At 70.3% G+C, this 12,756-nt stretch carries 13 protein-coding genes and 2 pseudogenes; 7 read left to right on the top strand and 8 right to left on the bottom strand.

Annotated elements, in window-relative coordinates; genetic code table 11:
- Positions 1-25: 25 nt before the first annotated feature.
- Positions 26-676 (bottom strand): annotated as a pseudogene (locus VT50_RS41335) (DUF72 domain-containing protein); the annotation flags it as partial.
- Positions 677-1,199: 523 nt separating this feature from the next.
- Here VT50_RS41335 and VT50_RS12540 point away from each other — a divergent pair.
- Positions 1,200-1,868 (top strand): lytic polysaccharide monooxygenase auxiliary activity family 9 protein, encoded by a 669-nt coding sequence (locus VT50_RS12540; RefSeq protein WP_075200340.1) that lies wholly within the window; start codon positions 1,200-1,202, stop codon positions 1,866-1,868.
- Positions 1,869-1,928: 60 nt separating this feature from the next.
- Here the strand turns inward: VT50_RS12540 and VT50_RS12535 are convergent, their stop codons facing one another.
- From VT50_RS12535 to VT50_RS12520, 4 genes are all read right to left on the bottom strand, one after another.
- Positions 1,929-3,023 (bottom strand): beta family protein, encoded by a 1,095-nt coding sequence (locus VT50_RS12535; protein ID WP_046086163.1) that lies wholly within the window; start codon positions 3,021-3,023, stop codon positions 1,929-1,931.
- Between the two features lie 214 nt (positions 3,024-3,237).
- Positions 3,238-3,699 carry a hypothetical protein gene (locus VT50_RS12530; protein ID WP_046086162.1) on the bottom strand — a complete coding sequence of 154 codons (462 nt, stop codon included), beginning with the start codon at positions 3,697-3,699 and terminating at the stop codon, positions 3,238-3,240.
- 120 nt (positions 3,700-3,819) lie between these two features.
- Positions 3,820-4,218, bottom strand: coding sequence for a DUF427 domain-containing protein (locus tag VT50_RS12525; protein WP_046086161.1), 399 nt, complete (start codon positions 4,216-4,218; stop codon positions 3,820-3,822).
- Positions 4,219-4,290: 72 nt separating this feature from the next.
- On the bottom strand, positions 4,291-4,902 hold the full coding sequence (locus VT50_RS12520) for a MarR family winged helix-turn-helix transcriptional regulator (RefSeq protein WP_046086160.1): 612 nt from the start codon (positions 4,900-4,902) through the stop codon (positions 4,291-4,293).
- A gap of 121 nt (positions 4,903-5,023) precedes the next feature.
- Between VT50_RS12520 and VT50_RS12515 the strand changes: the two genes are divergently transcribed.
- A complete protein-coding gene (locus VT50_RS12515) occupies positions 5,024-6,541 on the top strand; it encodes an MFS transporter (RefSeq protein ID WP_046086159.1) in 1,518 nt (505 codons plus the stop codon).
- Positions 6,542-7,470: 929 nt separating this feature from the next.
- On the opposite strand, the pseudogene VT50_RS40385 reads toward VT50_RS12515, so the two are convergent.
- Positions 7,471-7,710 (bottom strand): annotated as a pseudogene (locus VT50_RS40385) (glyoxalase/bleomycin resistance/dioxygenase family protein); the annotation flags it as partial.
- Between VT50_RS40385 and VT50_RS12500 the strand changes: the two are divergent.
- The 5 genes from VT50_RS12500 to VT50_RS39955 all read left to right on the top strand — a co-directional run bounded on the left by VT50_RS12500 (position 7,701) and on the right by VT50_RS39955 (position 10,678).
- Positions 7,701-8,051 (top strand): ArsR/SmtB family transcription factor, encoded by a 351-nt coding sequence (locus VT50_RS12500; RefSeq protein ID WP_046086157.1) that lies wholly within the window; start codon positions 7,701-7,703, stop codon positions 8,049-8,051. The pseudogene VT50_RS40385 and the gene VT50_RS12500 overlap by 10 nt on opposite strands.
- Entirely contained in the window at positions 8,048-9,154 is a 1,107-nt protein-coding gene (arsB, locus tag VT50_RS12495) for an ACR3 family arsenite efflux transporter (RefSeq protein WP_046086156.1), read from the top strand. Before VT50_RS12500 ends, arsB begins: the two co-directional genes overlap by 4 nt.
- The gene (locus tag VT50_RS12490) at positions 9,147-9,566 is read left to right on the top strand and encodes an arsenate reductase ArsC (RefSeq protein ID WP_046086155.1); all 420 of its coding nucleotides are present in this window, start codon (positions 9,147-9,149) and stop codon (positions 9,564-9,566) included. The genes arsB and VT50_RS12490 overlap by 8 nt, the downstream gene beginning before the upstream one ends.
- On the top strand, positions 9,563-10,072 hold the full coding sequence (locus tag VT50_RS12485; RefSeq protein ID WP_046086154.1) for a GNAT family N-acetyltransferase: 510 nt from the start codon (positions 9,563-9,565) through the stop codon (positions 10,070-10,072). The genes VT50_RS12490 and VT50_RS12485 overlap by 4 nt, the downstream gene beginning before the upstream one ends.
- Before the next feature lie 327 nt (positions 10,073-10,399).
- The gene (locus tag VT50_RS39955) at positions 10,400-10,678 is read left to right on the top strand and encodes a hypothetical protein (RefSeq protein ID WP_046086153.1); all 279 of its coding nucleotides are present in this window, start codon (positions 10,400-10,402) and stop codon (positions 10,676-10,678) included.
- A gap of 109 nt (positions 10,679-10,787) precedes the next feature.
- On the opposite strand, the gene VT50_RS12475 is transcribed toward VT50_RS39955, so the two are convergent.
- Both VT50_RS12475 and VT50_RS12470 read right to left on the bottom strand, forming a co-directional pair.
- Positions 10,788-11,042, bottom strand: coding sequence for a hypothetical protein (locus tag VT50_RS12475; RefSeq protein WP_046086152.1), 255 nt, complete (start codon positions 11,040-11,042; stop codon positions 10,788-10,790).
- A 104-nt stretch (positions 11,043-11,146) separates the two neighbouring features.
- On the bottom strand, positions 11,147-12,406 hold the full coding sequence (locus VT50_RS12470; protein WP_075200339.1) for an MFS transporter: 1,260 nt from the start codon (positions 12,404-12,406) through the stop codon (positions 11,147-11,149).
- Positions 12,407-12,756: the final 350 nt, after the last annotated feature.

The raw sequence follows: 12,756 nt of genomic DNA, 5'->3' as shown, positions 1-12,756 counted from the left end.
GCGCAGCGGCCGAAGCGCCGGTCGGTTACGTGCGGGCTCGAGTCACCGGCACCAGGAAACTGGTCTGGATGACTAGCTCACCGCTCACCAACGGATCGGTATGTCCCCATTTACCGAGTCCCCCGCCGGGGGCACCTTGAGGAAGGTGCCAGCAGACCCCGCCATCAGCCCAGTCGCTGAGTGCGGGGTCTTCGCATATGTGCGGCCGAACACCGCCGAACGCGGCCCCATGGCAGTGATCACGTTGTAAGGGTCGGAAGAGGTCCGTGGGTCTGGAGGGCCAGGGGGAATCTGGCGCGGCCGCCCCGTTCGAGCACGACTCACAGCATGTGCTGAACAGGGCGTTAACCTCGTCGGCCTGTTCGGCCGTTGCGTGGAGACGGGGGATCCACACCGTCAGCTCCTCCGTGGCGTAGGTGTAGCGGAAGCGCTCCTCCTTGGCGCCCGTGCGCCAAGCGTCGTTGCGGCCTTGGAAGCGGGCCACCGCCAGGCGGGGTGAGGTGACTAGGGTGGCCGGAGGTAGCGAGGTGGGCAGGTTCTGGGTCATGTCTACGGCCACGACGGACATGTCCCAGTCCTTCAGCGCCGCCGCCTCGGCCTTGGCTCGCTCGTCCTCTTGCCGCCAGGTGGGGTGCCGGAATTTTGCGGCGACGGGCCGGCCCGCCGTGCGCCGGGCGCATTGGGCGAGGGGCGCCTTTGAGTGTGCGTCGCCAGGACTTCAGGGGTTTCAGAGCTGCGCTGAAGCGCTGCCATACCTCGTCGGGCAGCCCCGGGGCGATGTCTGCGGGCCTTGGGGGTTCGCCCCTTCGTCCGGTCAGTGCGTCGGGCAGGTCGGTGGGCAGTGCGGTCGGGGACACTCGGTTCACAGGGGGCTGTTGCGGGTGCTGGGCAGGGAGTCGTACGTGGCGTCGACCTCCACCACCGGGAACTGGGCGGCGTAGTGCCACAGTTTCCCCTCAGCGTCACGCGGTCCCGGCGGACAGGGCTGTCTGGTGATGGATGACGCGATGACCCGTCAACCGCTGCTGAAGCTGGGGAGGGCTGGCGTCTCTGGCGGGTGGGGCCGGTGCTTGGCGCGGCTTGCCTGCGCCTTCATTTCGAGCTCTGCGTTTCGTGGGGTTCTTCTCGGGGAAGCTCCCACCTATGGGAGCGCTCCCATCACTCTCTCCCCCTCTAGGACGATGGAGGAAGATCACGCAATGATTTGTCATGTACGCGGCAATTCCTTATGTTGGGCATCTCGCACCCTCGGCCTGCTGGCCGTTGCGCTGCTCTGTCTGATCCCGTGGTCCAGCACCGCGAGCGCCCATGGATCTGTCGTCGACCCCGCGTCCCGCAACTACGGCTGCTGGCTGCGCTGGGGAGACGACTTCCAGAACCCCGAGATGGCACAGTTGGACCCCATGTGCTGGCAGGCGTGGCAGGACGACCCGAACGCCATGTGGAACTGGAACGGGCTGTACCGCAACGGCTCCGCGGGCGACTTTCCGGCGGTGGTTCCGGACGGACAGCTGTGCAGCGGTGGCCACACCGAGGGTGGCCGATACAACTCGCTGGACACGCCGGGCGCCTGGCAGACGACGACGATCGGCGGCAACTTCACCGTCAAGCTGTACGACCAGGCCAGCCACGGTGCGGACTACTTCAAGGTGTATGTGACCCGGCAGGGGTACGACCCCACCACCCAGCCGCTGAAGTGGAGTGACCTGCAACTGGTCGCCACCACTGGCAAGTACGGCCCCAGCAACGACTACTCGATCGACGTCAGCACCTCCGGCTACACCGGCCGCCACGTCGTCTACACGATCTGGCAGGCGTCGCACATGGACCAGACGTACTTCCTGTGCAGTGACGTGAACTTCGGCTGAGCGCCCCACAAGCCAGGCACTCACACCACGACCCCGCCGGACGTTGCCCCTCCGGCGGGGTCACCTCGTGTGGGGCAACTGCCGTGCGACGTAGTTCATGTGCTGGAGATGGCCGACCTGGATCCACTTCTCGGCGTTGCCCGATCCGGCCGAGCCGTCGCCGTAGGCGCAGGTGTGCAGCCAGCGTTCGGCGTCGCTGGAGGTGGTGTCTTCGATGCCGCGGAAGGCCTCGTACGTCACTATGCGCCGGGCCATGGCACGAACGCGGTCGGCCCGGTCGGGGCCTCTGAGGGGCGCTCGGGCGATGAGGAAGTCGTGCGGTGCGGTGTAGCGGAGCAGACCGTAAGGGGGGCCGTAGGGGCGGGCGGAGATGTTCGCGCTGTGTGCGTGTTCCACGGAGTAGTCGCCGTAGAGCAGCGGGCCCGGGAGCTCCGGGCGGGCGGCGCGGACCGTTTGGTGGATCTGCCAGTCGTGGCGTTCTGCGATGCGCGTCGGTCGCACCTCTAAGTGCTCCCGGTCGCGGGGGAAGGCTCCCGCGGTGAGGACGACCGTGCGCCAGGGAACCAGGGCGCCGAGGACGTCGACACCGACGAGGGCGAGTTTGGTGGCTTCGATGGCATCCGTGACCATGCCGACGTCCAGGATGAGGTCGAGCTGGGCCGGGGGGAGGCAGAGGCGGGCGATCAGGTTCAGCAGGTCCGCGGGGCTCGGTTCGTCCCGCACGGTGTCCAACAAGACGCGTATGCCGATCCCTCGTCCGCTGAGGAACGCGAGATCGGCGGCGTAGCGCTGGAGGGTCGGGGCTCGTTCCGGGCCGGTGACCAGGCGTAGCTCGCTTCTGGTCGCCACGTGCCACAGCCCGATGGCCGACGCCTCGACGTGCCGTTCGACATGGACGGGGTCCACCCAGCCGGGGAGGCCGTCCATCGCCCGGATGAGGTTGTCCATGCGTGTGGTGAACCAACGGCCCAGGTCCGGCGAGTTGGTGTCCGGGTCCGTCTCGGGGGGCGCCCCTCTGGTGCGCTCCGGCCCGACGCGGGGGACGACCGTCCACAGCGGTGCGACGCGTCGCCGTACGTCCGCCTCCAGGCTCGCGTAGGCGTCCCATGCGCTCCGGCGCGTCGGCAGTACGGGTACATAGAACGGCTCGACCATGGCGGATCCCCCCTTGGCCCCGCTGAATCGCTCCTGGTTGAAGCGTGAAGAGGGTCGCCCGGCAGCGAAAGGGGGCAATTCCGGCCAGTGATCGCCCATGGCGCATGGGCGATCACTGGCCGATGTGGTTCGCCATGGCGCGCATCGGGCTGCGTGCCGCTCGGCGGATGGGTGACCGCGCCGGGGAGAAGGATCGACGTTGCCTAGTTGCCGGTCAGGTGAGGGGGCACGGCAGGGCCGGGGTCCAGGGGTTGGGGGTGCAGGTCACCAGGGCGAGGGAGAGGAAGGACGTGCGGCCCAGGTAGAAGCCGAAGGAGACGTCCGTGCCGTGGGTCAGGCGGGCGGTGGCTGTGGTGACCAGGCGGGACAGGCGGGCGGTGTCGGCTTCCTGGTGGGAGAGGAAGCCGGGGGCGTGTGCGGTCAGTTCACGGCCCAGCCAGGCGGCGGCGTCCTTCGGTTCTTCGAAGGTGGCGCGGATCAGGGTGGGGGACTTCAGGAGCCAGAGGGACGTTTCCAGTGGCGGGAGCTCCGAGCGGCGGAACGTTTCCAGGAGCGTGCGGTAGCGCTCCTCGTCCTCCGCCGTGACCGGCGGGTGGGGGCGGTCAGGTGGGCGGCGAAGGGCCTCCCGGTCGAACAGCTCCTTCTCGCCCAGCCACGAGTACGCGTGGATGTGCACGCGTCAGGGGTTCCCCCCGGGGGGTTTTCGGAAGGCCCCTGACCGGGTGATGGCCTGCTGGGCGTCCTGTCAGGCCCATTGGTGTTCTCTTACGTCTACCTTTTACCGTGCTACGTCGATTTACTGCGCTACGTCGACCTTCGCTACCTCGTCGTAGAACGACAGGTGGTCCTTGATCTCCGACACCTTCTCGATCGGCTGCGGGTACGCCCACACCACGTCCGGTCGCGGCTCCGTGCCCGCGCCCGCCGGGCCGCGGTAGGTCCAGTAGGCGGCCTCGCCCTTGAAGGGGCAGGTGGTGTGGGTGTCGGTGGGCTCGAAGAGGGTCAGGTCCACGTCCTCCGCGGGGAGGTAGTAGCGGACCGGGAGCCCGGTCTCGTGGACCAGCAGGGGGCGGGTCGACTCCGCTACGACGCGGCCGTCGATCGTGACCGTGACGTGCTGCGTGCCGCGCTCCACGTCCACGCGGTGTCCGCCGCTCGTGCCGGTGGTCTGGGGGTGGGAAGCGGGGGTGGGCATTTCTTCCTGGCCTCCTTGGTGGGTGTGACAGAGGTCATGCCTTTGTCTGTCGCAACGCTCTTCTCGGCGTCCTCATTCCGCGGTGCGGGCCGCCCCGTCCTTTTCCCGTGGCCAGGCCCGGCCCTCCTGGCGTTCCACCTCGCGGTTGAAGCGGGTCAGGACGTCCTCGAAGCGGGCCACGTCCTCCGGGGGCCACGACTCCAGGAGCCGGGACAGGTCGGTCTGCCTGCGGGTCCGTTCCGCCGCCAGGCGGTCCGCGCCCCGCGGGGTGACGCGGAGCTTGCGGGCCAGTCCGCCCTCCGGGTCCGGGATGCGTTCCACGAGGCCGGACCGGAGCAGGGCGCCGGTCTGGCGGTTGACCGTCGATACGTCCAGCTGGAACGCGTCGGCCAGCTGGCCGATGGTCATCGCGCCCTCGGCGTCCAGACGGGAGAGGAGGAGATAGCCGGAGCGGTCCAGGCGGGTGGGGGCGGTGCAGGCCTCATCGGTGCGGCGGTCCGGGTGGGGTTCCTTGTGGGCCGCCCCGCGAGCGGCCGGGGTGGTGTCCGGCTTCGCCGGAGGGTTCTCCGCCGGGGGGTTCTGGTGGGCCGTCGTCTGGCCCCTGCGTTCGCGGGGGGTCAGGACTGAGCACCTGGCCACCAGCATCAGCTCGCGTTCCAGTCGCTCCAGCCGACGATCCAGCACGATTCCTCCTCGCCTCCCCCGTACCCCTCAATGGAAGTGTGCACGATACACACCCTGTGTAGGATGCACATCTCTCATGCGTCCATCAATTTCCTGAACCTTCTTTGGAGGCGGCATTCGCATGCCCCGGTCAGCCCCACCTCGCGTCGCGGAACCTCTGAGCGCCACGCCCTCCGGCACGCCGCTCCCGCGGGAGGTCGGCGGCGGCCTCGTGGCGGTGCTCGCGTTCTGCGGCATCGCCGTGTCCGTGATGCAGACGCTGGTCGTTCCGCTGGTCGCCGAGTTGCCCCAGCTGCTGCACACCACCAGCTCCAACGCATCCTGGGTGGTCACCGCCACCCTCCTCGCCGGTGCCGTCTCCACCCCCGTCATGGGGCGGCTCGGAGACATGTTCGGCAAGCGCCGGATGCTGATGGTCGCACTGGCACTGATGGTCATCGGCTCGCTGACCTGCGCCGTCACCTCCGACCTTGTGGTGATGGTGATCGGCCGGGCCATCCAGGGCGGGGCCATGGGGGCCATCCCGCTCGGCATCAGCGTCATGCGGGACGAGCTTCCGCCGCACAAGCTCGGCTCGGCGATGGCCCTGATGAGCTCGTCGCTCGGCATCGGCGGCGCGCTGGGGCTGCCCGCCGCCGCGTTCGTGGCGCAGCACACCAACTGGCATGTGCTCTTCTACGGGGCCGCGGGGCTCGGCGCGATCTCCATCGCCCTCGTGCTCGCCGTCGTCCCTGAGTCCTCCGTCCGCACCCCCAGCCGCTTCGACGCCATCGGCGCGCTCGGGCTGACCGCCGGTCTCGTCTGTCTGCTGCTGCCCATCACCAAGGGCGGCGACTGGGGGTGGACGAGCGGCACCACGCTCGGGCTGTTCGGCGCGTCCATCGTGATCCTGCTGCTCTGGGGCGTCTTCGAGCTGCGTACCGCCAAGCCGCTGGTCGATCTGCGGACCACGGCCCGGCGCCAGGTGCTGCTGACCAACCTCACCTCGATCATGGTCGGCTTCTCGTTCTACGCGATGTCGCTGATCCTGCCGCAGCTGCTGCAGCTGCCGAAGGCCACCGGATACGGCCTGGGCCAGTCGATGGTCATGGCCGGGCTCTACTTCGCCCCCATGGGTGTCTCGATGATGCTGGTCTCCCCGCTGTCCGCGCGGATCAACGCCGCGCGCGGGCCGAAGGTCTCGCTGGTCCTCGGGATCCTCGTGATCGGCGCGACGTACGGGGCGGGGCTCGTCATGATCGACCACATCTGGCAGATCGTGGTGCTGTCCACCGCGCTCGGCGTCGGCATCGGCATCTCGTACTCGGCGATGCCCACCCTGATCGTCAGCGCCGTCCCCGCCTCCGAGACGGGTGCGGCGAACGGGCTCAACACCCTCATGCGGTCCATCGGCATGTCCACCTCCAGCGCGGTGGTGGGCGTGATCCTGGCGCACCAGACCATCGACTTCGGTGGGGTGACGCTGCCGGGCAAGGACGGGTTCAAGGTCTCGTTCCTGGTGGCGTGCGCCGCCTCGGTCGGCGGTCTGCTGATCGCCCTCTGCTTGCCCGGGCGGCGGGGTGCTGAGCGGGGTGCGGGGTGGACGGCGGGCTCGGGGCCCGACGCCACGTCGGCTCCGGGGGGCGATTCGCGTGACTGAGCGCCGTAGTTTGCGTGACTGAGCGTTGTAGTTGGCGGGCGGGGTAGCGTCGGCGTGGCGGGTCCGGCCCCCATACGGGCGAAGTCGACAGCCTCGTGGTTCGTGAGCGCTGTGCTGGGGCCATGGGACCGTCAGCCAGCACCTGTGGGGACAAGCTTGGGCCGGTGTGGTCGCACATCTGTGGGCTAAACGATTTCCTGGTCGTCGCGGGAGAGTCGGGCTGGCTGCTGGATGTCCGGCCCGCTCATCTGATCAAGGAACGGGATGGTGCTTCGGTTTGCTGCGGCCGAGCGGGCAGCAGCGGCTGTGGGGTGGAGGTACACCGTGGTCACCGGCTGGCGTCGTCGGGTGTTGACGGGCCCAGATGCGTTGTCCGCTCGCCGACGAGCGCTGACTGACCGGCTGGGTCTGCGGGCCGAGCTCCTGGAGGGCGTACGTGACCCGACCCCGCCGCCTGGAGGAATGGGTGGAGACCACCACGCTTGCGGCGGCTGCTCGGGCTCATCTCGTCCATTTGCCGTGGCATCGTCGCCTCGCGACCGATCTGGGGACGTGCGGGTGCCGCGCCACACGACGTTGTCGAAGGTCTGGAAGGAGTGGTTCGGGCCGCAAGGGGTCCGGCGGCGCTATGTGCGGTCGGCCGCGGCGGTGGAGACTGGCAGGCCGAAGGTGGTGATCTCGCGCCCTGGTCAGGTCGTGGTCCTGGATATGACTCCGCTGCTGGTCAAGCACACGCATTCGCTGGTCGCCTTCCGTCTGACACCAGCGTCGGACGCCTCGGTGGAGGCGGCGATGCTGCTGCTGGAGCTCCTTCTCGGCTACCGGGGTGTGGATGTCGCGGACCGCGGGGTCGCTCCGGAGGGCGATGCGGAGGGCGATGCGGTCCGGACGCTGGAGGACGGTCTTGAGGATCGGCCGAGGTCCACTCCTCAGGCCCCACACCCACAGCCCGCACCGACCGCGTCAGGCTTGCCGCCGTCGTCCTGCCCGCCACAACAGCCGCCAGGGCCGTTCTCGAGGGCAGGGCTCTGGCCCATCTGCTCGGTGTCGGCCTTGACGGTGTAGACCTCCCAGGGCTCCCCGCCGGGGCCGTGGACCCAGACCTTGTCCTGGAGCGCGTAGCAGCACGAGGTGTCGTTCTCCTCGAACGTGGCGAGCCCTGCTGACCGCCCCGCTGGACGAGGACCAAGCGGTGGAGCTGGCGAAGGTGTTCAAGGCCCTGGGCGACCCGATCCGGCTGCGGCTGCTGTCGATGATCGCCTCCCGGGCCGGGGGCGAGGTGTGCGTGTGTGACCTGACCCCCGCCTTCGACCTGTCGCAGCCGACGATCTCCCACCACCTGAAGCTGCTGCGGCAGGCCGGGCTGATCGACTGCGAGCGCCGGGGGACGTGGGTGTACTACTGGCTACTGCCGGAGATGACCGACAGGCTCGCCGGGATCCTCACCCGTCCGGCAGGGACACCGCTCCCCGAGCGGACCGGGAAGACCGCCGCCGGGGCGGCCTCGTGACCGCCGAAGCACCGCAGACCGGGCCGGTGGCAGCCCGGTTGTCGTTCCTGGACCGGTTCCTGGCGGCGTGGGTTCTGATCGCGATGGCCGCCGGTCTCGGCCTGGAACGGCTCATCCCCGGCCTGGGAGATGCGCTGGCTGAGGTGACCGTCACCGGCGTCTCCCTGCCGATCGCGCTCGGCCTGCTGGTGATGATGTACCCGGTCCTCGCCAAGGTCCGCTACGACCGCCTGGACACCGTCACCCGCGACCGCCGCCTGCTCATCCCCTCCCTGGCCGTGAACTGGATCGCCGGACCGGCGGTCATGTTCGCCCTGGCCTGGCTCTTCCTGCCCGACCTGCCGCAGTACCGCACCGGCCTGATCATCGTCGGCCTGACCCGCTGCATCACCATGGTCATCATCTGGAACGACCTCGCCTGCGGCCACCGCGAAGCCGCCGCCGTCCTGGTGGCCCTCAACAGCGTCTTCCAGGTGATCGCCTTCTCCGCGCTCGGCTGGTTCTACCTCAGCGTCCTGCCCGGCTGGCTCGGCCTGGAACAGACCGGACTCGACATCAGCGTGTGGGAGATCGCCCGCAGCGTCCTGATCTTCCTCGGCATCCCCCTGGCGGCCGGGTTCCTCACCCGCCACCTGGGCGAGAAGACCAAGGGGCGGGCCTGGTACGAGACGACGCTCATCCCGCGCATCGGACCGTTCGCCCTGTACGGGCTGCTATTCACCATCGTCCTGCTCTTCGCCCTCCAGGGAGACGCGATCACCTCCCGCCCCGTCGACGTGGCGCGCATCGCGCTGCCGCTGCTGGTGTACTTCGCCGTGATGTGGGCCGGATCCATGGCGCTGGGACGCGCGGTCGGCCTGGACTACCCGCGGGCGGCCACGCTCGCCTTCACCGCGGCGGGCAACAACTTCGAACTCGCCATCGCCGTCGCGGTCGCCACCTTCGGCGCCTCCTCGGGACAGGCCCTGGCCGGAGTCGCCGGCCCGCTGATCGAAGTCCCCGTGCTGATCGGCCTGGTCCACGTCGCCCTGGCCGCTCGGCGCTTCTTCCCCGCCCCCGCCGTTCAGCCAGCCACCGCTCCGGAAGGTTCCGCCCGTGTCTGATGTCCGCAAGCCCTCGGTGCTGTTCGTCTGCCTCCACAACGCGGGCCGCTCGCAGATGGCCGCCGCCTTTCTCACCCACTTCGCCGACGACCACATCGAGGTCCGCTCCGCCGGATCCGCCCCCGCCGACACCGTCAACCCCGCCGTGGTCGAGGCGATGGCCGAGGCCGATATCGACATCGCCGCCGAAACCCCCAAGGTCCTCACCACCGAGGCCGTTCAGACATCGGATGTGGTCATCACCATGGGCTGCGGCGATGCCTGTCCCGTCTTCCCCGGCAAGATCTACCTCGACTGGAAGCTCGACGACCCAGCCGGACAAGGAGTAGCGGCGGTGCGACCCATCCGCGACGACATCCGCGCCCGCGTCCAGAACCTGATCAACGAACTCACCCCAGGTACCACCGCATGACCACGACCACCGGCGCCCTCCGGATCACCGAGCTCACAGCAGAGCACGCTCAAGATGTGCTGGCGATTTACCAGCTCGGCATCGACGAGGGCAACGCCACCTTCGAGACCACCGCACCCACCTGGGAGGCGTTCGACGCAGCCAAACTGCCCCGCCACCGGCACGTCGCGCTCGACACCGACGGGCGTGTCCTCGGCTGGATCGCCACCGCGGAGGTCTCTGACCGCTGCGCGTACGCGGGCGTGGTGGAGCACTCCGTCTACGTTCACCCCGAAACCCGCCGGCGAGGAGCCGGGGACGCCCTCCTCAAGGCGCTGATCGCGTCGACCGAAGCGGCAGGGATCTGGACCATCCAGTCCGGCATCTTCCCCGAGAACACCGCCAGCCTCCGCCTCCACCAGCAGGCAGGCTTCCGCGTCATCGGCACCCGCGAACGCATTGGTCGCCACCATGGCACCTGGCGCGACGTCGTCCTCATCGAACGCCGCAGCCCGACCATCACCTGACCAAGGGCGCGCTTCCGGTTCCGTGGGCGGTCCTGCGGGCGTTCCGGCTGCCGTTGCCGCTCCCGCCTCTACGGTCACCGAGGGCACGGCCGGGTCCTCGGCCCCGGCGACACCCCGTTCGCCGACGCCCCGTTCGCCGACGCCCCGGCTGTCAGGCGGGGGCGGCGGGGGCGGGCTGACCGGGTCCGTACGGGCCGTCGGCGGGGAGCCGCTGGCCGGTGCGACCGCCACCGCGACCGGGCCCGAGGGTGAGGTCGCGGGGGCAGTGGCCGCCGACGAGAAGGGCGATTTCCCGCTGCCTGCGCTGGCCCCGGGGACACGCTGACCGTGGCCGCCGCCGGGCACCGGCCGTACGCCACCCAGCTCACCGCCGGTGAGCCGGTGCGCGCGGGCGCCGAGCTGCTGGACGCCTCCGGGGACGTGGTCGGCCAGGTCATCACCGGTGCGGACGGGTCCTTCGGCTTCGTGGCGCTCACCGGCGACCACTGCACGGTGGTGGGCAGCGGCCACGCCCCGGCGACCCGCCAGATCACGGTCGGCGGCGCGGCGGGCACCGAGCGGCGGGACGTGGACTTCCTGCTGGGGCACGGCGACGGCGAGGAGTGAGCCCCAGCGCTCAGCGGCAAGGCTCCGGGAGGGCGTGACGTAAGAGGCAGCAGGTAGTGACGTAAGGGGCAGTAGGTAAGGGGCGGCGTCCATGGGCGCTGCCCCTTACTCATTCGTCCTCCTCTGACAGCCCCTCCTCCTCGGGGAGGCTCTCCCACGCCTCGCCCTTGCGGTACAGCTCAAAGCCCTCCTCGTCCGCGATGGACTCCGCCTGGGCACGGCTGCGGAGGGAGATCTCGTACGTATGGCTGTCGACGGTCGCGTGGACGCCCGAGCCGTCGGTGACCGTCTCGATCGAATGCGTCTCGTAGATGACGCGTCCCGGCTCGCACTTGCTCCAGACCACGTGCATGCTCACTGCCATCGGACCCACTCCCGCCGACGAGTCCCCTGGTTTCAGGGTCTCACCTGATCGCCGGGTCCACATGGCCTGACGTGGCTCTCGTGGCCTCCGTACTTCCCCTGGCCTCATCGCCTCCGTCTGCCGGACAGCACCACGTTCGCCAGGGCGAGGACCACCAGCGCGCCCCCGAACCACATCACGCTGGGGACCGCGATCCCGTCCGCCGCCCGGCCGCCGAGCAGCGCTCCCAGCGATATCGCCACGTTGAAGACGCCGACGTACAGCGCCGACGCCGCCTCCCGCGCGTCCGGCGCCGCGTGCAGCACCCAGGTCTGACAGGTCACCGACACCCCGCCGTACGCCAGGCCCCACACCAGCAGCAGTACGGCCGCCCCCGCCGCCGTGGCCCCGGCGACCGGGACCAGCAGCTCGGCCGCCGCCAGCAGGGTGAAGATGACCATGAGGGTGCGGCGCGGATCGCCGTGGGTGGTGGTGCCTGCCAGGAAGTTCCCGGCGACGCCCGCCACGCCGTACGCCAACAGCAGGGCGCTGATCAGGCCAGTCCCGGCCCCGGCGACCTCCTCGAGCACCGGGCGGACGTAGGTGTACGCACCGAAGTGGCCGGTGACCAGCAGCAGGGTGGTGACGAGGCCGGTCCGCAGCCGGACGTTGCGGAACAGCCCCGGCACCTCGCGCAGCCGGATGGCGCCGGTGGCGGGCAGCGGCGGCAGGGTGACGGCCATGGCGGCGGCCACGGCCAGCGACAGGGCGGCGAAGGCGGCGAACGCGATCCGCCAGTGGACCAGATCGCCGATGAGCGTCCCGGTCGGCACCCCGAGCACCGAGGCCACGGCGATACCGCTGAAGATCAGCGTGGTGGCGCGGCCCGCCGATCGCTCGGGCACCAGCCGCACCGCGAGGCCGCCCGCGATGGACCACACCCCGCCGATGCTCACCCCGACCAGCACCCGGGCGAACAGCAGGACGGGGAAGCCGGGCGCGAGCGCGGACAGCAGATTGGCGACGGCCAGCAGTCCCATCAGACCGCACAGCACCGGCCGCCGGTCGCAGCGGCCGACGGTGACGGTGAGCAGGGGGGCGGCGGGCGCGGCGACCAGGCCGGGCACGGTCATGGCGAGCCCGGCCGTGCCGTCCGAGACCGCTAGCGCGGAGCCGATCGAGGGGAGCAGGCCGACTGGCAGCATTTCGGTGGTGACCACCGCGAAGGTGCCTACCGCGACGGCGACGACGGCAGGCCAGGCCCCTCGCCGGGACCCGGCGCAGGCCCCGAGCCGGGCCCCGAGCCGGGCTCTGAGCGGCGGGCGCGCCCCTCGCGGTGACCTGGACGTGCCTGCCGGAGCGGTGAGTTCCGTGCCGTTGGACATGCCCTTAGCGAACAGCTGTGCCCTTGTGGGTACAACGCCGGTGCCTTTCCCCTCCCCGCCCCTTCCCGTAACCAGGGGCTCCGCCCCTGGACCCCCGCGGCCCCAGCCAAAGAGCCACGGGCACGGGGGCACGGGGCCACGAGCCACGGGGCACTGGCCACGAGGGCACGGGTCACCGGCCACCGGGTCACGAAGTCACGGGCCAGTGGGCACCAGACCTAGCCGCGTGGCCACCAGGCCGGGCCCCGGGGCCTGTGGCCCCGGGCGGTCCCTGCCGCGCCGCGGGGCCCCGGGGGGGCGCGCCGCGGCGGCCAGGGCCTAGATGAATGAGTCCGATGTCTGGGTTGGCC

The sequence above is a fragment of the Streptomyces antioxidans genome (assembly GCF_000968685.2).
GTDB classification, from domain to species: Bacteria; Actinomycetota; Actinomycetes; order Streptomycetales; family Streptomycetaceae; genus Streptomyces; species Streptomyces antioxidans.
Note: the sequence above shows the minus strand (reverse complement) of the source record. Positions and strands in the feature narration are given on the sequence as shown.

Excerpts from the sequence above, each read along its gene's own strand:
- VT50_RS12535 (WP_046086163.1), bottom strand. The coding sequence starts at position 3,023 with ATGGTCGAGCCGTTCTATGTACCCGTACTGCCGACGCGCCGGAGCGCA.
- VT50_RS12470 (WP_075200339.1), bottom strand. The coding sequence starts at position 12,406 with ATGTCCAACGGCACGGAACTCACCGCTCCGGCAGGCACGTCCAGGTCA.
- VT50_RS12485 (WP_046086154.1), top strand. The coding sequence starts at position 9,563 with ATGACCACGACCACCGGCGCCCTCCGGATCACCGAGCTCACAGCAGAG.
- VT50_RS12475 (WP_046086152.1), bottom strand. The coding sequence starts at position 11,042 with ATGGCAGTGAGCATGCACGTGGTCTGGAGCAAGTGCGAGCCGGGACGC.
- VT50_RS12525 (WP_046086161.1), bottom strand. The coding sequence starts at position 4,218 with ATGCCCACCCCCGCTTCCCACCCCCAGACCACCGGCACGAGCGGCGGA.
- VT50_RS12540 (WP_075200340.1), top strand. The coding sequence starts at position 1,200 with ATGATTTGTCATGTACGCGGCAATTCCTTATGTTGGGCATCTCGCACC.
- VT50_RS12515 (WP_046086159.1), top strand. The coding sequence starts at position 5,024 with ATGCCCCGGTCAGCCCCACCTCGCGTCGCGGAACCTCTGAGCGCCACG.